Genomic DNA, 25,102 nt, shown 5'->3' on the forward strand with positions numbered 1-25,102 from the left:
CGGATCGGTGTACCGAAGTTTCGTTCGCCGCGCGGTGGGCACGAAGCACTCACGTAGATAGCAGCGGCACCGCGGACAGCATCGTTACCGGGGAAGATGCGGCGAACTCGGAATGGGGCCGTTCGACGTTCGCTCCCGTGGAACATTGACTTCGAGCGAACTCGAATTCGCAGGATTCCGGCGGATCGTCTTCGGCAGCACGGAAGGTCTCACATGGACAACAGCGGAGTGAGTTGGGCGACGATGCGTTCACTCACCAGGGACAGCTCGGTAACCAGACAGCGCCTCCCACCGGGACTGGCGAAGCGCATCCTCGGCTACGCGCGTCCCTACACGCGGATCATCGTTCCGTTTCTGCTCGTAGTCGCGGCCACAGCCGTGCTGGGAGTGGTCACCCCGCTGCTGTTCAAAGCGATCATCGATCGCGGCATCGTGCCGGGAAGGCTGAACGTGGTCGTCTGGCTGTCGGTGGGGGTTGCCGGGGTCGCACTGCTGGAAGCGGTGCTCACGCTGCTGCAACGCTGGTTCTCCTCCCGCCTCGGGGAAGGGCTCATCTACGACCTGCGCCGTGACGTGTTCGACCACGTGCAGCGGATGCCGCTGGCGTTCTTCGTGCGTGCACAGACCGGAGCACTCACCAGCAGGCTCAACAGCGACGTCATCGGGGCGCAACGCGCGTTGACCAGCACGCTGTCGGCGGTGGTGTCGAACGTACTGAGCCTGGTGCTGGTACTGGCGGCGATGTTCGCGCTGTCCTGGCAGATCACGCTGATCGCGCTGGTCCTGCTGCCGCTGTTCCTGTTACCGGTGCGGTGGATAGGCAAGCGTCTGCAACGCGTCACTCGGGAACAGATGGCCGTGGACGCCGAGATGAGTTCCCTGATGACGGAACGGTTCGGGGTCGGCGGTGCGATGCTGACCAAGCTGTACGGCAGGGCCGACGAGGAAACCGAGCACTTCGCCCGCAAAGCCGAACGGGTGCGAGACCTCGGAGTGCTCTCGGCCATGTACAGCAGGGTGTTCTTCGTCGGACTCACCCTGGTGGCCGCGCTGGCAACGGCGGTGACCTACGGGCTCGGCGGAACACTGGTGATCGGCGGTTCGCTGCAGCTGGGTACCCTGGTGGCGCTGACGACGCTGCTCACCCGACTCTACGGTCCGCTGACATCACTGTCCAACGTGCACGTCGACGTGATGACCGCGCTGGTCAGTTTCCACCGGGTCTTCGAAGTGTTGGATCTGCCGCCGATGATCCGCGAACGGGAGAACGCGATCGAGCTGCCACGCGATTCGGCGAGCCTCGAATTCGACTCGGTTTCGTTCCACTATCCCGGCCCCGATGAGGTCTCCCTGGCCTCGCTGGAATCGGTGGCCCGTACGGAGAGCAGTCCGGCACAGCAGGTGCTGCACGACGTCACGTTCCGGGCCGAACCGGGCGAGATGATCGCGCTGGTCGGGCATTCCGGGGCGGGCAAAACCACGATAGGACATCTGGCCGGAAGGTTGTACGAGGTGGACTCCGGCAGTGTTCGGATCGGCGGGCACGACATCCGGAACGTCACGCTGTCCTCGCTGTACTCGACCATCGGTATGGTCACGCAGGAAGCCCACCTGTTCCACGACACCATCCGGGCGAACCTGGCCTATGCCGCGCCCGGTGCCACCGACGCGGAGTTGCACCGGGTGCTGCGGACCGCGCAGCTCGAAGAGTTGCTGGACGAACTGCCCGAAGGGTTGGACACCGTCGTCGGCGACCGCGGCTACCGGCTCTCCGGCGGCGAGAAGCAGCGACTGGCCATCGCCAGGTTGCTGCTCAAACAACCGCCGATCGTCGTCCTCGACGAAGCGACCGCCCACCTGGACTCCCACTCGGAGGCGGCCGTGCAGCAGGCGCTGCGTACGGCGCTGACGGGACGTACATCAGTGGTGATCGCCCACCGCCTGGCCACCATCCGCCGCGCTGACCGCATTCTGGTGATAGCGGAGGGAAGAGTGGCCGAGCAGGGAACCCACGAACAGCTGCTGGAGCAGGGCGGCCACTACGCCGAGCTTTACCGGACCCAGTTCGACGATCAGGGGCACCGAGGTCGGGAAACACCCCGGGACACCGCCAAGCACCTCCGAGGGGCGTGATTGACGAACGGAATGGCTCCCGCTCCCGGAACCGTGCTCGACAACCGGTCAGGCAGGAAAGCGTCACCTGGCTGTTCTGCCCGCCTGGGGCGCCACCCGTAGATCCGCCTCGATCTTGGCGGCCGTCTCCAGCAACGGCGGCAGCAGCTCGTTTCGGGCGTCCTCCGCGCTGGTCCTGCTCGCGTGGGAGGAGACGTTGACCGCGGCGACGACACTGTCGGTGCGGTCCCGGATGGGTGCCGCCAGCGAACGCAGCCCGGCTTCGAGCTCCTGATCGACCACTGCCCATCCCTGTGCTCGGATGCGTTCCAGTTCCCGCCTGAGCGGCCCCACGCTGGTCAGGGTCTGCGGCGCCAACGGTTCGGGACGCACCCGGCGCAGGTACTCGGTGAGCTCCTGCTCGCCCAGATTCGCCAGCAACACCCGCCCCATCGAGGTGGCATAAGCGGGGAAGCGGGTGCCGATGTTGATCGCCACGGTCATGATCCGGGAGGTGGGGACGCGCCCCACGTAGACGATGTCGTCCCCGTCCAGAACCGACACCGAGACCGACTCGTGGACCTGGGCGGCCAGCCGTTCGAGGTGCGGCTGCGCTATCTCCGGCAACGACAGGCTGGACAGGTAGGAGAATCCCAGCTCCAGCACGCGAGGGGTCAGTGCGAACAGCCGACCGTCGGTCCAGACGTAGCCCAACCGCACGAGCGTGTGCAGGAATCTACGAGTCGCCGCACGTGAGAGCCCCGTGACACGGGCGACCTCACTCAGCGTCATCTCCGGCCTGGTCTCGTCGAAGGCGCGGATCACCATCAGCCCACGTGTCAGGGACTGTACCGGCCCCACGACTCCGGAATCGGCCTCGGACTCCATAGCCACCCCCGCCTCGGTTCTGTCAAGCACCGTTCTCGTCGGCTTCCGCGTCGAGAATCCGGTCCGCCAGCGCGAAAGCACTGTTGGCTTTGGGAACACCGGCGTAAACGGCCACGTGCATCAGTACTTCTCTGATGGTCGAAGGGTCGACGCCGTTGCGGCGTGCCGCTCGAACGTGCATCGCGAGTTCGTCGTGGCACCCGGTAGCGGCCAGAATCGCCAGGGTCACGCAGCTGCGGGTCGGACGATCCATTCCCTCCGAGGCCCAGAGCTCTCCCCACGCGTAGCGGGTTATGAAGTCCTGGAACGGCTCGGTGAATTCGGTTTTTCGTTCGATCGCCCTGTCGACGTGTTCGTCGCCGAGCACCTGCCTGCGCACCGCCATGCCGGTACCGGTGCCCTCAGGGGAAACGGTTTCGCCGGACCTGGTGGACATCCCCTCGCCTTCCGGTGTGAAGTGTTCGACGAGCAGGTGATTGACCCGCTCGGCCTGTTCGACATTGGCCAGATGCGCGGCGCGTTCCAGCAAGGACAACCGAGCGCCCGGGATGCCGGCGACGATGCGTTCGGCGTGTTTCGGTGGTGTCGCCGGATCATCGTATCCCGCCACCACGAGTGTGGGGGCGGTGATCGCGCCGAGCCGATCCCGCAGGTTCATCTCCGCGATGGCCTCACAACAACCGGCGTACCCCTCGTCGTCACTCGCCGCTATCATTCCACCGTACTTGGTGACGACATCCGCTCTGGAGGCGAACTCCGCGGTGAACCACCGATCGAGGGTGGATTCGACCATCTCCCGAGTGCCGTTGGCACGCACGAACGCCGCCCGTTCGCGCCAGTTCTCGGGCGGTCCGAGCTCCGCCGAGGTGCACAGCAGAGCGAGTCCGCCGATTCGCTCCGGGGCGTTGACCGCCAACCACATGCCGGTCATGCCGCCGAGGGAAACACCCGCGAAGTGCGCTTCGGCGATATCGAGGTGATCGAGCAGGTCGAGCACGTCCCGTCCGAGAGTCTCCAGATCGTACGGTCCGGAAGTGGCGGGAGTCTTGCCGTGTCCACGCTGGTCGTAACGCAGTACGCGGAAGTGTCCCGACAGCTCGGGCAATTGCTCGTCCCACATCGTCCGGTCGGTACCCAACGAGTTGGACAGCACCAACACGGGAGCCTGGGGCGGACCGGTCAGCTCATAGTCCGGGATCACCGGCACTCGTCTCCTTCCAGCGTGTGTGGGCGGCCAGGGCGCGGTCGATGAATTCGTCCGCCGAACCGAGATAGTCGCCGGGCTCGGTCAACTCCAGCACATCTCGTTCGGACAACACCGCGCGTACGGTTTCGTCCGCCAACAGCTCGGCGCGCAGGGTACTCCCGTCACGACTTACCCGCCGGGAGAGTTCCCCGACAAGCTCACTCGCCCTGACAGGTCCGAGCTCCGCGGCAAGCGCGGTGGAGATCCGCTCGGCCAACAGGACTCCACCGGACAGCTCCAGATTGGAGCGCATCCTGTCCGCGTCGACCTTGAGTTCACCCAACATCTCGCCGGTGACCGCCGCCGCCGAGCCGGTCAACCGCAACAGCTCGTTGAACGGCTCCCACTCCGCCTGCCAGGCGCCCGCCGCGCGCTCGTGCTCCTGCGGCACGGCGCTCAACAAGGTCGCCACGAGACCCGGCGCCCGACGAGCTGCCGCGTTGACCCGGACGGCACGAACCGGATTGCGCTTGTGCGGCATCGCCGAGGACCCTCCGGAGCGGCCTTCGGTGAGCTCGCCGACCTCGGTCTGGGCAGCCAGTTCGACGTCCAACGCGATGTTGCCCAGAGCACCGGTAACGGTTCCCAACGAGGTCGCCAGGTCGACAATACGGGTCCGGTCGGTGTGCCACGGCAGAACAGGTTCGGCCAGCCCGAGTCGTTCGGCCAGTGCGGTGGTAACCCGCACACCGTCCGAGCCGAACGTCGCCAGTGTGCCCACCGGGCCTCCGAACTGCACCGCCAACCTGTGCCGCCACAGCCCGGCAAGCCCCTCGGTCGCTTCGATCACCGCGACGAGCCAGCCGGCGGCCTTGCGTCCGAAAGTGGTCGGCAGGGCGTGCTGCAGCAGCGTACGGCCGGTGACCAGGGTGTGGCGATGTTCCTCGGCCAACCGAGCACACTCGTCGGCGACCACGCGCAGCTCGCGCAACGACGCGCGAACGGCTTCCCGCGCCACCAGCATCGCGGCGGTGTCCACCACGTCCTGGCTGGTGGCACCGCGGTGCACGTACCCGGCTGCTTCCGCGCTCACCCCGGCGGTGAGGTCCTTGACCAACGGTATGACCGGAGTCGCCGAGTCCGCCGCACGCCTGGCTGTCGAGTCGACGTCGAAATCGTCGCCCCGGCGGCACCGATCGGCGATCTCCTCGGCCACCGCGGTGGGCATCAGGCCAACGTCCGCCTGGGCGAGGACCAACGCACCCTCGAAGTCGAGCATGGCCCGCAACCAGGCGGCAGGCGCGGTGAGTTCGTCGAACCCCTCGGTGACGAACGTGGGAGTGAACAGTCCAGTGGCGGTCTCAGACCGCGAAGAAGATGGTCTCGTCATCACCCTGCAACCGGATATCGAAGCGGAAGCCGTCCACCGTCGCCGTCGCGACCAGGGTATCCCTTCGGGCGGGATCGACACCGGACAACACGGGATCGGCGGCGTTGGCCGCGGGTTCGTCCGGGAAGTAGATCCGGGTCACGACCCGGTCCAGCAACCCGCGAGCCAGTACCGTGACGTTGATGTGCGGGGCCTCCGTCTCCCCCGCCGGGGTGGGCAACGCGGCAGGCTTGACGGTGCGGAACCAGAACTCCCCGTCCGGCCCGGTGGCACACCGGCCGAAACCGGGGAAGTCCGTGCTCTGTTCCCGGGGGTCGTCCGGATGCGCGAACCCGCCCCGCTCGTCCGCCTGCCAGATCTCGATCAACCCGTCGGGAATCGGCTCACCCGCACCGTCCGACAACCGGCCACGCAGCATCACGGCGTCGGGGGCTTCCGGCGGGAGGAGTTCGGGCCCGTCCGGCCACGGCAGGCCTCCCGGCAGCGCGAAGAACGGTCCTACCGTCTGCGACGGCGTGGTGGCCGGCTGGGAAACGTGAGTCACCTCAACGGATCGCTCAGTCGTCATCGTCGTCCTCGTCCTCCTCGAAGGGGGTGGCTTGACTGCCACGCAGCACGATGTCGAAGTGGTACGACAGCGCCCACTCCGGAAGCGTGCTGTCCAAGTCGAACTCACAGATCATCCGCTCGCGTGCTTTCGGGTCACGCACCGACTGGAAGATCGGATCCTGGTAGAACAACGGATCACCCGGGAAGTACATCTGGGTGACCAGGCGCTGGGTGAAGGCCCGCCCGAACAGCGAGAAATGTATGTGGGCGGGACGCCAGGCGTTGTCGTGGTTGCGCCACGGATAGGCACCCGGCTTGATGGTGACGAATCGGTAGTTCCCGTTCTCGTCGGTCATGCACCGGCCCGTGCCGGAGAAGTTGGGGTCCAGCGGAGCCGGATGGCGATCACCCGCGTGGCGGTAGCGGCCGGAGGCGTTTGCCTGCCAGATCTCGACGAGAGTGTGTGGCACCGGTTTGCCGTCCGAGTCCATGACCCTGCCGCTGACCACGATTCGCTCGCCCAGCGGTTCGCCCTCGTGCTGCACGGTCAGGTCGTGGTCGGTCTCACCGACTCGCTCGTGCCCGAGTACCGGACCGGTGATCTCGGTGAGGTTCTGCGGCAGCAACTGCAGTGGGCGAAGCGGGCTGCGCAGCGACGTCGAAAAGTACTCCGGGGTGTCCAGCGCGGGGTGGCTGGCATCGTCGCGCTCGTACTTGGGCAGGATCAATCGATCCGACGGTTTGCCGATCGAGTCGGTGGACATGCTCGCTCCTGATGATTACCGGTTCATGCGTGCAGGACGACCGCGAGGCCTTGACCGACGCCGATGCAGATGGCGGCCAGCCCCCAGCCACCTCCCGCCCGACGCAGCTGATGCGCGAGACTGGTCAGGATCCGCGCCCCGGAAGCGCCCAGCGGGTGCCCGAGAGCGATCGCACCGCCACGTTGATTGACTATCTCCGGGTCCAGTTCCGGCCACTCGGCCAGGCAGGCAAGCGACTGGGAGGCGAACGCCTCGTTGAGCTCGACAGCTGTGAGATCGCCCCAACCGATCCCCGCCCGTCGCAGCGCGGTACGCACGGCACGCACGGGACCGATCCCGAATACGTCGGGGTCCACCGCCGCCACCCCGCGGCTGACGACCCGTGCCAGCGGTTCGGCACCGACCTCGTCAGCGGCGGCACGGCTTCCGAGCAGTACAGCGGCGGATCCGTCGTTGAGCGGGGACGAGTTGCCCGCCGTAACAGTGCCGTCGGCCCGGAAGGCGGGTTTGAGCTTGCCGAGCGCTTCCTCCGAGGTGTCGGCACGCACACCCTCGTCCCTGGTGAGGTCCGTACCCGGCACCGGCACGACCTCGTCCTCGAAAAGCCCCTGCTCCCAGGCGGCCGCCGCCCGCTGGTGGCTGCGTACGGCGAAGGCGTCCTGCTCGGCGCGACCGATACCGTACTTGTCGGCCAACAGCTCGGCACTCTCCCCGAGTGAAATGGTCCATTCGGAAGGCATCTCGGGATTGACCATCCGCCAGCCGAGTGTGGTGGAGTGCAGCGTCTCGTGTCCCCGTGGATAGGCGCGCCCCGGCTTCGGCAGTACCCAGGGGGCGCGACTCATGGACTCGACGCCGCCTGCCAGCACCAGATCCCCGTCACCGGTCTGCACGATTCGACTGGCCTCGATCACCGCTTCCAGGCCGGAGCCGCAAAGCCGGTTGACCGTCGCCCCCGCGACGCTCGTCGGGAGCCCGGCCAGCAGGGTCGCCATGCGGGCCACGTTGCGGTTGTCCTCGCCCGCGCCGTTGGCGTCACCGAACAGCACGTCGTGTATCCGTGCCGGGTCCAGTCCGGGAACCCTGTCGAGCAGAGCCCTGATCGTGTGGGCTGCCAGATCGTCGGGACGCACCTCGGCCAGTCCCTTGCCGTAACGCCCCACGGGGGTGCGAACCGCTTCGAGTACGTACACCTCGTCGCTCAAGAGGACTCTCCATTCCCGACAGTAGCTTTGAGTTCCCGCAGGATCCGCAGTTCCCGATCGGTGGGGGGCTGCTGAACGCCGAGTTCCTCGGCGACGCGAAGCGGCCAACCGGTCGCCGCGCGGACCTGTTCCACCTCGACCCCGGGAGCCAGTCCGGTCAGTGTCAGTTCGTTCGTTCCCTCGTCGGGTCGCAGCACACCGAGGTCCGTGATGACCTTGACGGGACCGCGTCCCGGCAGTCCCAACCGCGCTCGGGCCGCGCCGTCCCTTCCGTACCCCACGGAGGTGATGAAATCCACGTCGGGAACGAAGGCGCGCGGGCTGTGCCGCATCACGATGAGCACTTCGCCGCAGGAGGTGGCTATCTCCGGCGCCCCACCGGCACCCGGCAACCGAACCTTGGGATCTTCGTAGTCGTCACCGATCACGGTGGTGTTGATGTTGCCGTACCGGTCGACCTGAGCACCGCCCAGGAATCCGACGTCCACCCTTCCCGGCTGCAACCAGTAGTTGAAGATCTCGGGAACACCGACCACCGAATCGGCCGTCTCGGCGAGCACTCCGTCTCCGATGGACAGCGGCAGCCGCCGCGGTTTGGTACCCAACGTCCCGGACTCGTAGATCAGAACCAGCTCGGGCGCGTGTGTGCGGCGCGCGAGGTTGGCAGCCGTGCTCGGCAATCCGATCCCCACGAAACACACCGACTCGTCGTGCAACGACCGTGAAGCGGCCACGGTCATCATCTCGTCCGAGGTGAATTCCGAGGTTGTCGGTGTCTCTGACAGCTCCCCGGTCATCGGGCGCTCCTCTCCGGCTCGTGGATCTCGCTGTCCAACCACTCGCGGAACCGATCGCGGTCCCTGCTGATCGCGTCCCAGTCCTGGTAGTAGGCGTTGTCCCGTTCGGAGTAGCCCTGGGCGTAGGAGGGGTGTGCACCACCGGGGACCTCGGCCACGGCGGTGACCGCCCAGCTCGGCAGCACCACGGCACCGGGCTGTTCCGGCAATTCGTCGACCATCTCCTCCACGGTCACCAGCGAACGTGCCGAGGCCAACACGGTTTCCTTCTGCACTCCCGTTATGCCCCAGAACTGCACGTTGCCCGCACGATCGGCACGCTGCGCGTGGATGATGCCGACATCGGGGTTGAGCGCGGCCACAGCCGCCAGTTCCTCACCGGTGAACGGGCAGCGCACCGTGCTGATCGTGTCGGTGTGCTCCGGCAGGTCGGTCCCCGCGTACCCCCGCAGCACGGCGAACGGCAGACCGGAGGCGCCGGCGACATAGCGGTTGGCCATCCCGGCGTGACTGTGCTCCTCGATCTCCAACGGCACGGGCCAGGAGTGCTGGATCGCGTCCCGGAAGCGGTGCAGTGAACCGACGCCGGGGTTTCCACCCCAGGAGAACACGAGCTTACGTGCGCAGCCGGCGCCGATCAGCTGATCGTAGACGACATCGGGCGTCATCCTGCACAGCGTGAGATCACGTCGGCCCGCACGAATGATCTCGTGCCCCGCCGCCATCGGGATGAGATGCGTAAAACCTTCCAACGCGACGGTGTCACCGTCGTTGACCAGCTCGGCCACGGCCGTGTCGAGCTGCAGTATGCGTGCCACTGGTCACCCCGTTCAGCGGTTTCGCTTGGTGTCCGAACTCACAACGACACCCACGGATTGTTCGCAAAGAGAACGTTCGTGCTTCCTGCGAACATAATTGAGCGACAGCGCGCGGGTCAATATCGCGCCGAAAACGAAACCCCGGGAGGACAGCGTGACCACGCACGCCCGGACACGAAAAAACTCCCGGTGGTCAGCGGACCACCGGGAGTTCGCTCAGCGCCCCGGACGGATCAGTGCTCGCCCACTGTCTCCAAACCGGGAAGCGGCAGTCCCACCCTGCGCGACAACATCCCGAGCACGGCGTCCCGAGCAGCGGTGATGTCGGTGGTACTGGTGTCCAACCACAGATCAGGATCCACCGGATCCTGATACGCCGCGTCGTAACCGGTCAGGCCGGACAGCTCACCAGCGGCGGCTCGTCCGTAGAGGCCCTTCGGGTCACGCCGCATGCACTCGGTGACCGGAGTGGCGACGTGTACTTCGAAATAGGGACATCCCAGGCTGTCGTGCTGGGCACGCACATCGTCCCTCGCGGTGCTGTAAGGGGCGATAACCGGGACCAGCACTGTGACACCGTGCGTGGCCAGCAATTGAGCCACGAATCCGGTCCGGCGCACGTGCGTGTTCCGGTCTGCCTGAGTGAACCCCAGATCGGCCGATAGGTTGGTCCGTAACTGATCCCCGTCGAGAACCTGAACCCTTCCACCGCGCCGCCTCAAGTACTCGGCCACCGCCTGCGCGATGGTCGACTTGCCGGCGCCGGGCAGCCCGGTCAACCAGAGCGTGGCTCCCAAGGATCCCATAGCGCATCTCCCTACTGGCCTAGGTCGGGGCCTTACCGAATATGCCGGTGGGTGTTCCACAATTCCGGAATCGCATGAAAGATGATCACATGAGCGACACCGACGCCAACCGAGTCTACGTACACATCGGTTCCCCCAAGACCGGAACCACCTACCTGCAGGAGATCCTCTGGAACAACAGGGAAGCCCTGCGGGAAGCGGGCGTTCACTATCCGGGCACTCGCCCCGACGCGCACTTTCACGCTGCCATGGATCTGCAGAACACGCAGTTCCAGGCGGACTGGTTCGACGACAACGTCCCGAACGCCTGGGAAAACCTGGTCAAGCAGGCTGCCGACGGGCCCGCGACCGCAGTCATTTCGCACGAGCTGTTCTGCACGGCCACCCCGGAACAGATCGAACGCGCGATGGCCGATCTTTCCTTCGCCGAGGTTCACCTGGTCTGCACGGTGCGGGACCTGCAGCGTCAGCTACCCGCCGTGTGGCAGGAGGACGTCAAAAACCGGCACACGATATCGTTCGAGGAGTTCGTGGCCGGAGTACGGCGTACGGTCGCCGAACCGGACATGCTCAGCGAGCTGTTCTGGCACCGGCAGGACGTCCCCGAGATCCTGGCCAAATGGGGTCGGTCGATCCCCCCCGAACGGGTCCACGTGGTTACGGTGCCTCCCGCCGGCAGTTCCACCGACCTCGTATGGCACCGCTTCGCCGAGCTCCTGGGACTGCGCCCCGAGGAGTACGACACCCGGGTACAGCAGCGGAACCGCTCACTGGGCGTGGCCGAGACGGAACTCATCCGTCGACTGAACCAACGGCTCAACGGCAACATCGACTGGCCCACGCACGACCGACGTGTGAAGCGGAACCTGGCGGAAGAGATCCTGGGAAGCCGCAAGGCCCGCAATCCGCTCGAAGTACCCGAACAACACCGGGAATGGCTGCGACAACAATCGGAGCGGATCACCGAGGCACTGGCGGAAAGGGGTTACGAGGTAATCGGCGACCTCGATGAACTCCGTCCCGCCGTCACCGACGGCCCCGAGGTGGTCCCGGATCACCCCGATACGGCCGAACTGGCCGAAGTGGCGATCGAGGCGCTGGCGGAGGTAATCGGAAGCGAGACGGCGCGACAACGAGCGCGGCCGGAACCGAAAGCTCCCCCGGCACCGGAAGCACCAAAAGCTCCGGGATTGCGGGAGAGCCTGGTGCTGTCCAGCGACCGGCACCCGACGCTGCGGATCGCCCTGGGAGCGTACCGCCGGATCAAGCGGATCTCGCTTCGGGCGGCGGCCCACCGCGGCAAGCGGTGATCCCGCTTAAGCACCGCGACGAGTTCAGCGCACGGACAGCCCGAAAACCGGTTCAGTGACGCTGACGCAACCAGTCGGCTGCCTCCCGCAGTGCTTCCGCCGTGATGTCGTGTCCGCCGGTATGGCGGTGCGTGGTCACCTCGGCCCCGCGGTCACGCAGCGTTCCGACGAGTCGGTTCACCGAGGCCATCGGCGCCATTGGGTCGCGTTCGCCGTTGGACATCCACACCCGGGTTCCGGTCAGGGAGTGGCGCGGTGTGTCGACGAGCGGCGACATCGCGGCGAACAGCACGGCTTCGGTGAGCACGTCCGGGCGCAGCAGCGTCAGCGCCGCGGCGATGTTGGCGCCGTTGGAGAATCCGACGGCGACCAAACGGCGATCGGCTATGCCGTAGTGGTCGCGAGCCCGTTCGACGAACTCGGCCAGTTCCCCGGCCCTGCGGAGGACGTCCTGTTCGTCGAACACTCCCTCCTCGTACCGGTGGAACCACCGCGCCACCCCGTTCTCCGAAACACTGCCGGCGGGGGACAGCAGCGCCGCTTCGGGATCGATCCGGTATCCGAGCGGTGCCACGTCACGCGGCGTGCCACCTGTCCCGTGCAGCATCAGCAGTGCCGGTGAACGCGGGTCACCTTCGGTGAACTCGTGGCGGAGCGGCAGTTCGGAAGTGCTCATGAGACCGGCCTTTCCGGGTTGTTCTCACTGGGCAGGTCCAGTCGGGGCAGTGCTGCCTCGATCTGTTCCCTGCTGGGTTCCAGCCATGGCGGGAGCTTGAGTGCCCGTCCCAGTTCGAGCAGGGGTTCGTCGGCGGTGAAGCCGGGTTCGTCGGTTGCGATCTCCAGCAGTGTTCCGCCCGGCTCGCGGAAGTACACCGATCGGAAGTACTGCCGGTCCAACACTGACGTGACCGAGACACCGCTCTCGACCAGTTCCGAACGCCAGGCCGCCTGCGTCGACTCGTCGGGCGCTCGCCAGGCCACGTGGTGCACGGTACCGGCGGCGACCAGACCTCGCTCGGCACCGGGACGCACCAGCACGTCGACGTAGGTCCCGGGGCCGCCGTCACCCGCCGCGAAGCGGAAACGATTGTCCTGCTGCTCGGACAACGAGAGCCCCATTCCGGTCAGCATCCCGGCGGTTGCGTCCACGTCGTCGACGGAGAGCGAGACCGAGTGCAACCCGCGAATCCCGTGTTCGGGCGGAACGATGCCGTTGTCCCAGGGGGCGCGGGGATCCGGCTGCCGGTGCGCGACCAGCGACAGGGCGAGCCCGTCCGGATCCCGAAAGGTCAACGTTTCCTCGTCGTCGCGGGACCGCACCGGACCGACCTCGACCCCGGCGTCGGTGAGGTGGCGCTGCCACCAGCCCATGGATCGTTCCGGCACGGAGAAGGCGGTGGCGGTGGCCTGACCGTTGCCGTGCTTACCGGGTGGAGCTCCGTGGAACGGGAAGAACGTCATCAACGTGCCGGGCCGGCCGGACTCGTCACCGTAGTAGAGGTGGTAGGTGCCCGGATCGTCGAAGTTGACGGTGGTCTTGACCATCCGAAGCCCCAGAGTACGCAGGTAGAAGTCCGCGTTGCGCTGCGGATTCCCCGCGATGGCGGTCACGTGGTGCAGTCCACTGGTGGCGATACCCATTTCAGCCCTCCGAACGAGGAAGCGATTGGTGCTCGGCGCGGAAACCCGCCGGGGCACGGGGGCGGAGCCGGATTCCAACACCGATCCCGCGGCTCCCGGCGGGCCTCACGAACGGGGACTCAGGCCGAGCCGTCCCGCAGGGCTCGGGCGACGTTGACGACTCGACGAGCCTGCACTGACGCCGCTTGCCTGGTCTCGCCGTCGACCTTGAACTGTCCCTGGCCGTCGACGTGGCTGGTTCCGTAGGGATTGCCGTCGACGAACTTCGAGCCATCGGTGTAACCGGGGCCGACCAGGATCCCGCCGAAGTGGTGCACGCTGTTGTACAACGCGAGCAGCGTGGACTCCTGACCACCGTGCTTGGTCGAGGTCGAGGTGAATCCGCTGTAGACCTTGTCCGCGAGCAACCCCTGTTGCCACTGCGGTCCCAGCGAGTCGATGAACTGCTTGAGCTGGGCCGCCACGTTGCCGTAACGCGTGGGGCTACCGAAGATCACGGCATCGGCCCAGACCAGGTCGTCGGGGGTCACCTCGGCGACAGCCCTGGTGGCTTCGAGATTCGCGCGCCACGCGGGATTGGCGTCCACGGCCTCGTCCGGAGCGAGTTCGGCGACCCGCCGCAACCGGACCTCGGCACCGGCGGCTTCGGCTTCGGAGACCAACGCGTTGGCTATTTCGGCGACGACGCCGGTGGCCGAGTAGTAAACGACCGCGAGCTTGACCGGACCGCTCATCAGTACGACTCCTTCGAATGTCGGGCGCCGCCCCTGTGGTCGACGCCTTCCTATGCACAAGAAGAATACTACCACGAAGCATCTTCTTCGCAAGAAGTTTCCGAGAAAAGGTTAACCTGGTGGCCGTTAGACTACGGAGACGAAACAGCCACACGAAGAAAGGCAGCCAGGTGGGAACCGAGGACATCACCGCCGTCGACCCCGGCACGGCGAGTCAGGAGGCGGAAGACGACGAGATCGTCACCTGGTGGGGACTCGTGATCGAGGGGTATCACGTGACGCAGGAACGACTCATGTCCGAAATCAACGAGCGGTTCGGACTCACCCCGGGCGCTTTCGACATCCTCGTCAGGTTGGTGCGCTCTCCGGAATGCCGTATGCCGATGACCAAGCTGGCGAGGGAAGCGGCACTGAGCAGCGGAGGGTTCACCAAGGTGGCGGACCGGCTCGTGGCCGCGGATCTGATCCGCAGGGAGCCCTGCGACACCGACCGTCGCGTCACCTACGTGACACTGACCGACCACGGTCGGGTGACAGCCGAAACGGCGAAGAGTGCCTGTGCGGAGATCCTGCGTCGCACGGTCCTGGGGCCCCTGGGCCCCGAGACGTCCGAGCAACTGGCCATGGCCATGCGCACGCTGCGTACTGCTAACGCGGATGACTGACACGGGAACTTGATCACCGCCCGGGGCTCCACCGAATCGCCGCCCGGCGCGGCGAGTTCCCGTGTACGAACGGCGACGCGGTCGTCGTCCCCGCTGATTCCCGGGTTGCCGACCTCGAACGCGGCGGTGGGGTTCGCGGGCGGCCCCCGCCTGCGCTGGGTGGTCGGCCCCGTTCACATCAGAGCAGCCGTACCGCGTAGGGAGCGATCCCGGCGTACCTCACCTCGGTCACCCGCACCCGAGCTCCCGAGTAAGGAGCCTCGACCATTCGTCCGTCTCCCAGGTACAGCGCCACGTGGTGCACACCGCCGCCGTCGTTCCAGAACAGCATGTCCCCGCGTTGCTTGCGGGCGAGCGGCACTCGCTCGCCCGCACGGTACTGATAGCCGCTGTAGTGCGGCAGCCGTATGCCAATGCCCGCGAAGGCGTAGACCATGAGTCCGGAGCAGTCGAATCCGATCTTGCGGTAGTCCCCGTGCGCGTCGGCGACGCCGCCGTCGCGTATGCCTCGCGTAGCACCGTCGGCATCACCACCACCCCACGCATAGGTGACCCCTCGTTGGGAGAGCGCTCTCGAGACCACGGTTTCCACAGCGGATGAGGCGGCACTACCGGTTTCGGCCCGATCCGGGGATCGAGAATCCCCGGCGGGAACGGGGGGTCGAGGCTCGTCGCGGTCGGCCTCCAGCCAGCGGCGATGCCTGTCCCGCTGAGCCAGCAGCGTCTCCACCTCGGCACGCGCCGCCGTGAGACGTCGCCGGGCGCTCTCGCGCTCGGCACGCAGCTGCGCGACCTCCTCCCGTCGGGATTCCCTGGCCGAAACCGCCTTCCGACGAGCCGTCTCGGCCTCGACGCGGGCCCGCTCGGCAGCCCGGCGCTTCCGCTCGGCCTCTAGAGCGGCCTCGCGCGCCGCGGCGTCCTGGTTCGCCTTGGTCACGCGGGCCGCACGAAGCTCGTCGAGAACGTCGAGCTGGGAGCGGGCCAGCACCCGCAGCAGGCTGGCACGATCCAGGGCGTCGCCAGCATCGTCGGCGCCCACGAACGCCGGGATCGAGCCGAGCACGCTTCCCTGCTTATAACTCCCCTCGATGAAATCGTCCATCCGGTCTCGGCTGCGAACCAGTCGCCTGTCCGCCGCCTCCGACGCTGCCGTCGCGGCTCGTGCCGCTCTCTCGGCCGCACGGCCTGCCCGCTCAGCCCGACGCAGGTCTATCCTGGCCTTGTTCACCCGCTCCAGGCTGCGGCCGACCACAGCGGACAACCCGGCCAACTCGGATTCGACATCGTCGAGACGCCGCGCCAAGACGCGAACCCGATCCGCGGCGTGACGCACCTCGGCGCGTTCCTCCCTGATCCGCTGTGGATCGGGATTCGGCGGTTGAGCGGGCGCCGAGAACGCGGCGCCAGGAATCGCCGTGGTCAGCACGACGACGAATAACAGCACGAGAGCACGAGGGAATCCCGCGACGACCCCGCACCGCGGCCGACGGCTCTGTCGGGCGGTACCGGCTCCCGCGGGACGGTAACCACAGCGGGAACGCGGCATGACCGTCACCTCCCGAAAAGCCGAGGACATCCGTTGGGCCGATGCGGCTCACCGCACCGGGCGGCATTTCGATCACGGAATGTGCCATGACGGCTCGTGTCGGGGACGGGACGAGCCACGCCGACACGCCCACTTTCACTCAAACGTGGGACATCGTTGCCAAGCCCCACCACAACTGAAGTCCCGGGAGGATCGGGAGTTCCCCTGGACGGGAACCGGCGTGAGGTTCCGCCGGGACTCCCCGGGCCGCGCCGAACGGAATCTCCGAGGGAAGTCCCCCGAGCGGCTCACCAGGTGCTGGGATCCCCCCAGGTACGCAGCGGACTGGAGTTCGGCACCGTGGGCACGGAGAGCAACCGGGGAAGAACTTCGTCGAGGTTACCGCGCAACACGGCGGCGGCCTGGTCGTCGTAGGGAGTGGGCTCGGCGTTGCAGACGATCAGATCGGCACCGGCCCGTGCCGCCAATTCGGCGAAGCCGGCGGCGGGATGCACCGTCAGCGAGGTACCCGCGGTCAAGAACAACTCGCAGTCCATCGCGGCTCGTTGCCCGGAACGAACCACTTCGGGATCCAGCGCCTGACCGAAGGAGACGGTCGCCGACTTGAGGATGCCCCCACAACGCTCGCACGAGGGATCGGGATCACCCTCCGCCACGCGCCGCAACGCGGCACGCATGGTCCCGGTCTCAGCGCACTCCAGGCACACGGTACCGAACATGGAACCGTGCAACTCCAGCACGAGCTCCGGATCGAGCCCGGCGCGCTGGTGCAGCTCGTCTATGTTCTGCGTCAGCAGCGCACGGAGTCTTCCGGAGTTCGCCAGCTCGGTGAAAGCCCGATGAGCGGGGCCGGGTTCGGCCTCCCACGCGGGGTGCTGCGCCCGACTGCGCCAAGCCGCACGGCGCACCTCGGGGTCGGCCAGGTAGCTGTCGATATCACTGAGGCGCTGTGCCCGCGGATCACGTGTCCAGACACCGTTCGGCCCCCGGAAGTCGGGAATACCCGCCCCGGTCGAGATGCCCGCGCCGGTCAACACCGTGATCCTGCGGGCGGCCGCGACCAGTTCACAGGCCCGTCGCCAACCCGCCGCGTCTTCCTCGTCGCACTCGCCCACGCCCACCACGGTCGCACGCCGGTTCCGGGTGACGCCCGGGAGGTGAATCGAGCTGTACCGCGACGAGGATCGAACGCACACGGTCGCGATCACCCCGTGAAATTCGAGTAACTCTCCTTTTCCGAAGCGCAACACGAGACACTGGGCCGCGAAACACGATCACCCTAGAGTTTCCAACGAATCCGTCGGCTGCGACGGAAGAGTCGAATCGCGGCGCCGACGGCGCCCGTGTGCGGACCTCGGGAGGCGGCGAATGGCGCGAGACCAAGTTGCTACCCACTGCCCCTACTGCGCGTTGCAGTGCGGTACGGAGCTGAGCGACCGCGAGGGCGCGGTATCGGTTTCACCGTCGTCGTTTCCGGTCAACCGCGGTGGGCTGTGCCGCAAGGGGTGGACGGCCCCCGAGGTCCTGGGAAGCGCCGACCGCCTGTACGAGCCGCAGCTGCGTACCGAGCGGGGTGAGCTCGCTCCGGTGGGCTGGGAGGAGGCGCTGGACCGGATCGCGACCAACCTCGAGGAGATCATCGCCGAGTCCGGTCCGGACGCTGTGGGGATTTTCGGCGGCGGAGGTTTGACCAACGAAAAGGCCTACTCACTGGGAAAGTTCGCCCGGCTGGCGCTGGGAAGCAGCCGTATCGACTACAACGGGCGATTCTGCATGGCCGCCGCGGCGACCGCTGGTAACGCGGCCTTCGGGGTGGATCGCGGTTTGCCGTTCCCCGTCACGGACCTCGGCGACGCCGAGGTGATCCTGCTCGCGGGCGGCAACCCGGCCGAGACGATGCCGCCACTGATGCAGCACCTCGAAGGGGCCCGGCTGGTGGTCGTCGATCCACGCCGCAGCGCCACGGCGGAACGGGCCGAACTTCATCTACGGCCGCGCCCCGGCACCGACCTGGCGCTCGCGCTGGGACTGCTGCACATCGCGGTGACCGAGGGGTGGCACGACTCGGAGTACACGGCACGACGCACCACCGGATTCGAGCGGACCTGGGCCCGAGCGGTGACCTGGTGGCCGGAACGGGTCGAACGGATTACGGGAGTGCCCGTCTCGGCACAGCGGCGAGCGGTGCGGATGCTGGCTCGAGCACGGAGTTCCTACGTGCTCACCGGCAGGGGCGCCGAACAGCACGGTGACGGCGCCGACACCGTGTCCGGGTTCATCAACCTCGCCCTCGTGCTGGGTCTCCCCGGCACGAGGGGCAACGGGTACGGCTGTCTGACCGGGCAGGGAAACGGGCAGGGCGGTCGGGAGCACGGGCAGAAGGCCGACCAGCTGCCCGGCTACCGTTCCATCACCGACCCGGCCGCACGCGCACATGTCGCCGAGGTGTGGGGAGTCGCCGAGAAAACCCTGCCGGGTCCCGGCCTGCCTGCCACTCGGTTGCTGGAGTCGGCGGGAACCCCGGAAGGTATCCGGGCGCTGCTCGTGTTCGGCGCCAATCCGGTGCTGTCGGCGCCCCACGCCGGGCTGGCACGGGCGCAGTTGTCGAGACTGGACCTGCTGGTGGTCGCCGACTTCCTCCCCTCCGAGACCACGCGGATGGCCGATGTGGTGCTGCCGGTCACGCAGTGGGCCGAGGAAGAGGGCACCATGACCAACCTGGAGGGAAGGGTGCTGCGCCGACGGGCGTTGCTGCCACCTCCGGGAAGTGCCAGATCCGATTTGGACGTACTGCGGGGACTGGCGACTCGCCTCGGGCAACCGGAGAGCCGGTTCCCGACACGACCGAGCACGGTCTTCGACGAACTGGCACGCGCCTCGGCCGGTGGTCCCGCGGACTACTCGGGGATCGACTACGAGCGTCTCGACTCCGGGCAGGCACTGCACTGGCCGTGCCCGACAGCGCCGGACGAGCAGGCCTCGACCCCGCATCCGGGAACTCCTCGCCTGTTCCTGGAATCGTTCGCCCACCCGGACGGCAGAGCCAGCTTCGCGACGGTCGATTGGCACGGCCCCGCTGAGGACACGAATCACGAGTACCCGCTGGTGGCCACTACCGGCAGGATCTCGGGGCACTACCAGACGGGTGAGCAGACCCGGCGCGTCGACGAACTCGCCACGGCCGAACCGGAATCGTTCGTACGACTGCACCCGGACACCGCGGCACGCAGGGGCGTGCACGACGGACAGCTGGCACGGGTGAGTTCCGCCCGTGGTGCGACGCTCGCGCGGGCGCGGCTCGACGGCTCGATCCGGCCGGACACGCTCTTCCTGCCGATCCACTACGCCGGTGCCGGCTGCGCGAACCTGCTCACCAACCCCGTGCTCGACCCCCGCAGTGGGATTCCCGAGTTCAAGGTCGCGGCCGTCTCGATCTCGAGTGCCGAGGAGCCGAGCGCATGACACGACTCGTGATCATCGGGCACTGTCCCGCCGCACACCGGCTGGTCGAACGATTGACGGAACAGGGCTACCCGGGAAGCATCACCGTGCTCGACGCCGCCGAGCAGAACCCCCACAATCCCGCCCTGCTGCCCACCGTCCTGACCAACGGGCTCGCCCCGGAGCTCGCGGCACTACCGGAACACCCCTCCCCCGTGCGGGTTCACCGGAACACTCGGATCGCGAGCATCGACCGGACCCGGAGACGGGTACGTACCGAGCGCGGTGACGCTTACGGCTACGACGTTCTGGTGCTGGCCACCGGAACTCGCACCGTTGTGCCGGACCTGCCGGGAGTCTCGGACAACGGCTCACCGGCGGAGGGGACCTGGCCGCTGCGCCACCCGAACGAGTGCGGTCGTATGCGCGGTCAGCTGGCGGCCGACGCCTCGGTCACCGTGCTCGGCGGCGGTCTGGACGGGGTTGAGACGGCACACGCGCTGGCCACGGCCGGATACGAGGTCTCGCTGCTGCACCGTGGTGCGCGGCTGATGCCGCGACTGCTGGATCGGGCCGCGGCAGACATCGTCGCCGGGACACTGCTCGACAACGGAGTGACCGTCCTGTCGGACGAGACCGCGACCGAGCTGCTGCCGGGCAAACTGGTGCTGTCGTCGGGCGCCGCGGTTTCCACCGACGCGCTGGTACTGCGCGCGGGAACGCTGCCGGACACGGCACTGGCAGGCGATACCGGACTTCGACTCTCCCGGGGTGTCGCGGTCGACGGTGAGCTGCGAAGCAGTGACCCACGTATTCACGCGCTGGGAGGGTGTGCCGCGCCCCCGACTGGATTCGACGATTCGCTGAGCGGCTGGTGGGAACAGGCCGAGACGCTGGCGGCAACCCTGCTGTGGGGTAGCGGCGGGGCTTCGGGAAGGCCCCGCGAATCCGGCGGGATCGTGCGTGCTCGGGGGGCAGGGCTCGAACTCGCCTCGATCGGGTCTCCGGAAGTGCTCACCGGAGAGAGCCACGAGGTCGAACACGTCACGTTCAACGATCCGAAACGACGGCGTTACGCGCGGCTGGCACTGCGCGAGGACCGACTGGTGGCGGCCACGCTGCTCGGTCTGCCGGAAGCGATCGCCACGCTCAGTCAGCTGCACGACACCGGCATGCCGGTTCCCTCCGACCGGCTGGCGACGCTGCTCGATCTGCCCACCGGATTCGGAACAGCGGGCGGTGTACCGGCCGATCCGGTGCTGTGCCACTGCAACAACGTATCCCGATCGACGCTGACAGCGGCCTACCACGACGGAGCGCGGGATGTGGCCGCTCTCGCCGTGGCCACGCGTGCCACCACAGGATGCGGAAGCTGCACCGGCGCCGTCCGCGAACTGTGCGGCTCACTGGCCGCGTCGACCACCGAACGCGTCCCGAGCGGAATCGACTCCCCGGAACAGGAGGGTGCGGCGTGAACAAGACACTCGTCATCATCGGACACGGCATGGTCGGAAACCGGCTGGTCGAGGAGATCCGCGAACGTGACCCGGCGGAGAACTGGCGAATCGTGGTGCTCGGTGAGGAACCGCACGCCGCCTACGACCGGGTGGGCCTGTCCTCTTACATGACCGAGTCCACCGCCGAGGAGCTGAGCCTGCTCACCTCCGGGACTCAGGGGGATCCACGGGTGGAGCTGCGCACCGGAGTGGGCGCCACCGACATCGACCGCGTCACCCGAACGATCTCCACCACGAACGGTGAGACGCTGCACTACGACGCGCTGGTGCTGGCGACCGGATCGCGCCCGTTCGTACCACCGGTTCCGGGTTCCGAGCTCGAGGGCTGCCACGTGTACCGCACGCTGGAGGATCTCGACGGCATCCGCTCGGCGGCTGTCCCCGGCACCGACGGCGTGGTGGTCGGAGGCGGGCTGCTGGGGCTGGAGGCCGCCGACGCCCTCCGGGCTCTCGGGATGCGTGCCCATGTGGTCGAGGTGGCGCCACGACTCATGCCGGTGCAGGTCGACGAGGGCGGTGGAGCCGTGCTGGCACGCCTAGTCGGCGACCTGGGACTCGAAGTACACACCGGGGTGGCCACCTCCGGTGCCCACGCCGGAGAGCACGGTGGACTCGGCTCGGTGACGTTGACCGACGGCACCGAGATCGAGACGGGGCTGCTGGTGTTCTCGGCCGGAATCCGACCTCGCGACGAGCTCGCCGAATCGGCGGCACTGCCGCTCGGGGAGCGCGGTGGTTTTCTGGTCGACGGCAACTGCCGAACCGAGGATCCGCGTGTCTGGGCGATCGGCGAGTGCGCGGCGGTACGGGGACAGTGCCACGGCTTGGTCGCTCCCGGTTACCGGATGGCCGCGGCGGTGGCCGACCAACTCACCGAACGCGGCGAGGCCGAGTTCCCGGGCGCCGACGGCGCGACCAAGCTGAAGCTCGTCGGGGTCGATGTGGCCAGCTTCGGTGACGCGCACGGTGCTTCCGAGGGGGCACTGGAAGTCGTCTACGCCAACAACGCCGAAGGCACCTACGCCAAGCTCGTGCTGGACGACGACGCGAGCACGCTGCTCGGCGGTGTGCTGGTCGGCGACGCGAGTGCCTACGACACGCTGCGGCCGCTGACGGGAACCGCACTGCCCGGCCCGCCCGAACAGCTGCTGTTACCCGCGGCGCAGGCAGGTGGTCCGAGCACCGGGGTGCTTCCGGACGAGGCGACGGTGTGCTCCTGCCACAACGTGCGCAAGACGGACATCACCGAGGTCATAGCCTCGGGAGCGGCCGAGGACGTGGCCGGTGTCAAGTCGTGCACCAAGGCGGGCACCGGTTGCGGCTCCTGTGTTCCGATGCTGAAGAACCTGTTGGACGAAGCGGGAGTGGCGACTTCGGACGCGCTGTGCGAACACTTCTCGCAGTCCAGGTCGGAACTGTTCGAGATCGTTAGAGCGACCGGCATCACGACGTTCTCCCGTTTGATAGCCGAGTACGGCGCCGGTCGGGGGTGTGACATCTGCAAGCCGGCGGTGGCCTCCATTCTCGCGAGCTCGGTGAATTCGCACATCCTCGACGACGAGCAGGCGGGACTGCAGGACACCAACGACCGATTCCTCGCCAACATGCAGCGCAACGGCACGTATTCCGTGGTGCCCCGCGTACCGGGGGGCGAGATCACACCGGACAAGCTCATCACGCTGGGGCAGGTGGCCACCGAGTTCGGCCTCTACACCAAGATCACCGGTGGTCAGCGGATCGACATGTTCGGGGCGCGGGTGGAGCACCTTCCCGAGATATGGCGCAGGCTGGTGGACGCCGGATTCGAATCGGGCCATGCCTACGGCAAGGCCCTGCGAACCGTCAAATCCTGTGTGGGCACCGACTGGTGCCGTTACGGCGTGCAGGACTCGGTGACCATGGCGATCCGGTTGGAGACGCGCTACCGGGGGCTACGAGCTCCCCACAAGATCAAGGCCGGGGTGTCCGGTTGTGCGCGGGAGTGCGCCGAGGCCAGGTCGAAGGACTTCGGGGTCATCGCCACGGAACGCGGCTGGAACCTCTACGTGGGCGGTAACGGTGGTTTCAGTCCGAGGCACGCCGAGCTGCTGGCCTCGGACCTGACCAACGAGGAACTGATCCGGCTGATCGACCGGTTCCTGATGTTCTACATCCGCACGGCCGAACGTCTGCAGCGGACGGCGGGCTGGATCGAGTCGTTCGACAACGGGCTGGAACACGTACGCGAGGTGGTGGTCGAGGACAGCCTGGGCATCGCCGCCGAGCTCGAGGCGGCCATGGCCCGCCACACCGAGAACTACACCGACGAGTGGCGGGCGGTGCTCGACGACTCCGAGAAGCTCTCGCGGTTCGTGTCCTTCGTCAACGCACCGGACTCGCCCGACCCCACTATCAGTTTCACCGAGGAACGCGGCCAGATCCGCCCCGAACCGATCGATCTTCCGATGCCGGTCGCCCAACCCGGACAGGACCAAGTCGCCGAGGAGGTTTCGGCATGAGGTGGCATGCTGTCTGTCGAGAACCCGACGTTCCCACCGATTTCGGAGTGGCGGCACTCGTGCGGGGACACACCGTGGCGCTGTTCCGCACCGGGGACGACGAACTTTTCGCACTGGGCAACGTGGATCCCTTCAGCGGTGCCGGTGTGATCAGCCGCGGCATCGTCGGGGACCGCCGGGGGGAACCGACCGTGTCCTCCCCGATGCACAAACAGGTCTTCTCGCTGCGCAGTGGGAAGTGTCTCGACGATCCGGAAACCAGGCTGCCGACCTATCCCGTGCGTTGTCGCGCCGGTGTCGTCGAGGTGGGAACCAGTTGACCGGCCCGTGCGAGTCCCCGGAAGCCGGAAACGGCCCCTCGGAGAGCAGCGCCACCCTGTTGCTGGTGGCCCACGGCACCCGGGACCCGCGGGGTGGGCGGGTGATCCGACAGCTGGCCCACACCGCCGGGGGCCGGCTGGGCGTGCCGGTACGTACCGCCAATGTGGACGTGGTCGGTCCCACGGTGGCCGAAGCACTGCGGGGAGTCAGCGGGCGGGTCGTGGCCGTTCCCGCCTTTCTGGCCTCCGGTTATCACGTGCGCACCGATCTTCCCGGCCAGCTCGCCGACAGCGGGCACGACACCGAGGTGCGGGTGACCGAGCCGGTGGGCCCGGCACCGGAGTTGGCGCGGGTGATGCTGCACAGATTGCGGGAGGCCGGTTGGCGCCCCGGCGATCCGGTGGTGTTCGCCGCGGCGGGTTCCTCCGACGAACACGCGCTCGGCGATGTGGATCGTGCCGCGGGCCTGCTCGGAGAACTGATTCGGCCCGGCGGCGCACCACTACCGGCGACCTACATCACCTCGGCGCGACCACGCACCTCCGAGGTCTGCGCGCGCGGAGGCGGCGGGGAGTTCGTCGCTCCCTATCTGCTGGCTCCCGGACTGTTCCACCGCTGGCTGCGGGAGATGCCCTCGAAGGCGGTGGCCGAACCGCTGGGAAGCCACTCCGAGGTGGCAGGACTGATCGTCCGGCGTTACCTCGATGCGTGTCGTGGTGACCCGGCGCGCTCCGCGGTGGCGCCCACGGCGTGACGGAAGGTGCCGCCCAGTACCGCGGAGGCTCGGTACTCGGCGACACCGCGGCGGGAACCGCTCGGAGGACAGCTGTCAGCTCCGGTAGATCCCGAACTCCTTGAGGGAGTATCCGTAAGGTACGGGAGAACTCCAACGGCCCGAGTTGGGAGAACGGGGT

General features: G+C 67.5%; 22 protein-coding genes. 8 read left to right on the forward strand and 14 right to left on the reverse strand.

The window, feature by feature from the left end; genetic code table 11:
* Positions 1-213 precede the first annotated feature (213 nt).
* Positions 214-2,133: an ABC transporter ATP-binding protein gene (locus tag BM150_RS18065; protein ID WP_092928493.1), complete on the forward strand. Its 1,920-nt coding sequence runs from the start codon at positions 214-216 to the stop codon at positions 2,131-2,133.
* 63 nt (positions 2,134-2,196) lie between these two features.
* On the opposite strand, the gene BM150_RS18070 is transcribed toward BM150_RS18065, so the two are convergent.
* The 9 genes from BM150_RS18070 to cysC form a co-directional block, all read right to left on the reverse strand.
* Positions 2,197-3,000, reverse strand: a complete 804-nt coding sequence (locus tag BM150_RS18070; protein WP_092928494.1) for an IclR family transcriptional regulator domain-containing protein — start codon at positions 2,998-3,000, stop codon at positions 2,197-2,199.
* Between the two features lie 22 nt (positions 3,001-3,022).
* Positions 3,023-4,201, reverse strand: coding sequence for a bifunctional 3-oxoadipate enol-lactonase/4-carboxymuconolactone decarboxylase PcaDC (gene pcaDC, locus BM150_RS18075; RefSeq protein ID WP_092928565.1), 1,179 nt, complete (start codon positions 4,199-4,201; stop codon positions 3,023-3,025).
* A complete protein-coding gene (gene pcaB / locus BM150_RS18080; RefSeq protein ID WP_092928495.1) occupies positions 4,185-5,576 on the reverse strand; it encodes a 3-carboxy-cis,cis-muconate cycloisomerase in 1,392 nt (463 codons plus the stop codon). Before pcaB ends, pcaDC begins: the two co-directional genes overlap by 17 nt.
* The gene (gene pcaG, locus BM150_RS18085) at positions 5,548-6,144 is read right to left on the reverse strand and encodes a protocatechuate 3,4-dioxygenase subunit alpha (RefSeq protein ID WP_092928496.1); all 597 of its coding nucleotides are present in this window, start codon (positions 6,142-6,144) and stop codon (positions 5,548-5,550) included. The genes pcaB and pcaG overlap by 29 nt, the downstream gene beginning before the upstream one ends.
* On the reverse strand, positions 6,134-6,889 hold the full coding sequence (gene pcaH, locus BM150_RS18090) for a protocatechuate 3,4-dioxygenase subunit beta (protein WP_092928497.1): 756 nt from the start codon (positions 6,887-6,889) through the stop codon (positions 6,134-6,136). Before pcaH ends, pcaG begins: the two co-directional genes overlap by 11 nt.
* Before the next feature lie 23 nt (positions 6,890-6,912).
* Positions 6,913-8,094, reverse strand: coding sequence for a thiolase family protein (locus BM150_RS18095; protein WP_092928498.1), 1,182 nt, complete (start codon positions 8,092-8,094; stop codon positions 6,913-6,915).
* Positions 8,091-8,891 (reverse strand): CoA-transferase subunit beta, encoded by an 801-nt coding sequence (locus BM150_RS18100; RefSeq protein ID WP_092928499.1) that lies wholly within the window; start codon positions 8,889-8,891, stop codon positions 8,091-8,093. Before BM150_RS18100 ends, BM150_RS18095 begins: the two co-directional genes overlap by 4 nt.
* Positions 8,888-9,709: a CoA transferase subunit A gene (locus BM150_RS18105; protein WP_092928500.1), complete on the reverse strand. Its 822-nt coding sequence runs from the start codon at positions 9,707-9,709 to the stop codon at positions 8,888-8,890. Before BM150_RS18105 ends, BM150_RS18100 begins: the two co-directional genes overlap by 4 nt.
* Before the next feature lie 233 nt (positions 9,710-9,942).
* Positions 9,943-10,515, reverse strand: coding sequence for an adenylyl-sulfate kinase (cysC, locus tag BM150_RS18110; RefSeq protein WP_092928501.1), 573 nt, complete (start codon positions 10,513-10,515; stop codon positions 9,943-9,945).
* A gap of 89 nt (positions 10,516-10,604) precedes the next feature.
* Between cysC and BM150_RS18115 the strand changes: the two genes are divergently transcribed.
* Positions 10,605-11,825, forward strand: coding sequence for a hypothetical protein (locus BM150_RS18115; protein ID WP_092928502.1), 1,221 nt, complete (start codon positions 10,605-10,607; stop codon positions 11,823-11,825).
* Positions 11,826-11,877: 52 nt separating this feature from the next.
* On the opposite strand, the gene BM150_RS18120 is transcribed toward BM150_RS18115, so the two are convergent.
* The 3 genes from BM150_RS18120 to wrbA all read right to left on the reverse strand — a co-directional run bounded on the left by BM150_RS18120 (position 11,878) and on the right by wrbA (position 14,200).
* Complete coding sequence (locus tag BM150_RS18120) at positions 11,878-12,501, reverse strand: alpha/beta hydrolase (RefSeq protein ID WP_092928503.1); 624 nt, start codon at positions 12,499-12,501, stop codon at positions 11,878-11,880.
* Positions 12,498-13,466, reverse strand: a complete 969-nt coding sequence (locus BM150_RS18125) for a ring-cleaving dioxygenase (RefSeq protein ID WP_092928504.1) — start codon at positions 13,464-13,466, stop codon at positions 12,498-12,500. The genes BM150_RS18120 and BM150_RS18125 overlap by 4 nt, the downstream gene beginning before the upstream one ends.
* 119 nt (positions 13,467-13,585) lie before the next feature.
* Positions 13,586-14,200, reverse strand: a complete 615-nt coding sequence (gene wrbA, locus BM150_RS18130; RefSeq protein ID WP_092928505.1) for an NAD(P)H:quinone oxidoreductase — start codon at positions 14,198-14,200, stop codon at positions 13,586-13,588.
* Between the two features lie 170 nt (positions 14,201-14,370).
* On the opposite strand from wrbA, the gene BM150_RS18135 reads away from it, so the two are divergent.
* On the forward strand, positions 14,371-14,865 hold the full coding sequence (locus BM150_RS18135; protein WP_217641743.1) for a MarR family winged helix-turn-helix transcriptional regulator: 495 nt from the start codon (positions 14,371-14,373) through the stop codon (positions 14,863-14,865).
* A gap of 178 nt (positions 14,866-15,043) precedes the next feature.
* Here BM150_RS18135 and BM150_RS18140 read toward each other — a convergent pair whose 3' ends face one another.
* Positions 15,044-16,309: an NlpC/P60 family protein gene (locus BM150_RS18140; protein ID WP_217641735.1), complete on the reverse strand. Its 1,266-nt coding sequence runs from the start codon at positions 16,307-16,309 to the stop codon at positions 15,044-15,046.
* A gap of 389 nt (positions 16,310-16,698) precedes the next feature.
* Positions 16,699-17,526 (reverse strand): SIR2 family NAD-dependent protein deacylase, encoded by an 828-nt coding sequence (locus BM150_RS18145; RefSeq protein ID WP_245755584.1) that lies wholly within the window; start codon positions 17,524-17,526, stop codon positions 16,699-16,701.
* A 253-nt stretch (positions 17,527-17,779) separates the two neighbouring features.
* Between BM150_RS18145 and BM150_RS18150 the strand changes: the two genes are divergently transcribed.
* From BM150_RS18150 to BM150_RS18170, 5 genes are read left to right on the forward strand one after another with little or no spacing between them, the layout of a single operon-like run.
* Positions 17,780-19,873: a molybdopterin oxidoreductase family protein gene (locus BM150_RS18150; protein ID WP_092928507.1), complete on the forward strand. Its 2,094-nt coding sequence runs from the start codon at positions 17,780-17,782 to the stop codon at positions 19,871-19,873.
* On the forward strand, positions 19,870-21,327 hold the full coding sequence (locus tag BM150_RS18155) for an FAD-dependent oxidoreductase (RefSeq protein WP_092928508.1): 1,458 nt from the start codon (positions 19,870-19,872) through the stop codon (positions 21,325-21,327). The genes BM150_RS18150 and BM150_RS18155 overlap by 4 nt, the downstream gene beginning before the upstream one ends.
* Positions 21,324-23,867 (forward strand): nitrite reductase large subunit NirB, encoded by a 2,544-nt coding sequence (nirB, locus tag BM150_RS18160; RefSeq protein WP_175496899.1) that lies wholly within the window; start codon positions 21,324-21,326, stop codon positions 23,865-23,867. The genes BM150_RS18155 and nirB overlap by 4 nt, the downstream gene beginning before the upstream one ends.
* A complete protein-coding gene (gene nirD, locus BM150_RS18165) occupies positions 23,864-24,187 on the forward strand; it encodes a nitrite reductase small subunit NirD (RefSeq protein ID WP_092928510.1) in 324 nt (107 codons plus the stop codon). The genes nirB and nirD overlap by 4 nt, the downstream gene beginning before the upstream one ends.
* Positions 24,184-24,942 carry a sirohydrochlorin chelatase gene (locus tag BM150_RS18170; RefSeq protein ID WP_092928511.1) on the forward strand — a complete coding sequence of 253 codons (759 nt, stop codon included), beginning with the start codon at positions 24,184-24,186 and terminating at the stop codon, positions 24,940-24,942. Before nirD ends, BM150_RS18170 begins: the two co-directional genes overlap by 4 nt.
* Positions 24,943-25,102 lie beyond the last annotated feature (160 nt).

This window comes from Actinopolyspora alba, assembly GCF_900112765.1.
Lineage (GTDB): Bacteria > Actinomycetota > Actinomycetes > Mycobacteriales > Pseudonocardiaceae > Actinopolyspora > Actinopolyspora alba.

Bases quoted from the DNA above. Each gene is read 5' to 3' on its own strand.
- pcaB (WP_092928495.1), bottom strand. From the start codon at position 5,576: ATGACGAGACCATCTTCTTCGCGGTCTGAGACCGCCACTGGACTGTTC.
- wrbA (WP_092928505.1), bottom strand. From the start codon at position 14,200: ATGAGCGGTCCGGTCAAGCTCGCGGTCGTTTACTACTCGGCCACCGGC.
- BM150_RS18100 (WP_092928499.1), bottom strand. From the start codon at position 8,891: ATGACCGGGGAGCTGTCAGAGACACCGACAACCTCGGAATTCACCTCG.
- BM150_RS18115 (WP_092928502.1), top strand. From the start codon at position 10,605: ATGAGCGACACCGACGCCAACCGAGTCTACGTACACATCGGTTCCCCC.
- BM150_RS18065 (WP_092928493.1), top strand. From the start codon at position 214: ATGGACAACAGCGGAGTGAGTTGGGCGACGATGCGTTCACTCACCAGG.
- BM150_RS18155 (WP_092928508.1), top strand. From the start codon at position 19,870: ATGACACGACTCGTGATCATCGGGCACTGTCCCGCCGCACACCGGCTG.
- BM150_RS18125 (WP_092928504.1), bottom strand. From the start codon at position 13,466: ATGGGTATCGCCACCAGTGGACTGCACCACGTGACCGCCATCGCGGGG.
- pcaH (WP_092928497.1), bottom strand. From the start codon at position 6,889: ATGTCCACCGACTCGATCGGCAAACCGTCGGATCGATTGATCCTGCCC.
- pcaG (WP_092928496.1), bottom strand. From the start codon at position 6,144: ATGACGACTGAGCGATCCGTTGAGGTGACTCACGTTTCCCAGCCGGCC.
- BM150_RS18120 (WP_092928503.1), bottom strand. From the start codon at position 12,501: ATGAGCACTTCCGAACTGCCGCTCCGCCACGAGTTCACCGAAGGTGAC.
- BM150_RS18150 (WP_092928507.1), top strand. From the start codon at position 17,780: ATGGCGCGAGACCAAGTTGCTACCCACTGCCCCTACTGCGCGTTGCAG.
- cysC (WP_092928501.1), bottom strand. From the start codon at position 10,515: ATGGGATCCTTGGGAGCCACGCTCTGGTTGACCGGGCTGCCCGGCGCC.
- BM150_RS18070 (WP_092928494.1), bottom strand. From the start codon at position 3,000: ATGGAGTCCGAGGCCGATTCCGGAGTCGTGGGGCCGGTACAGTCCCTG.
- nirD (WP_092928510.1), top strand. From the start codon at position 23,864: ATGAGGTGGCATGCTGTCTGTCGAGAACCCGACGTTCCCACCGATTTC.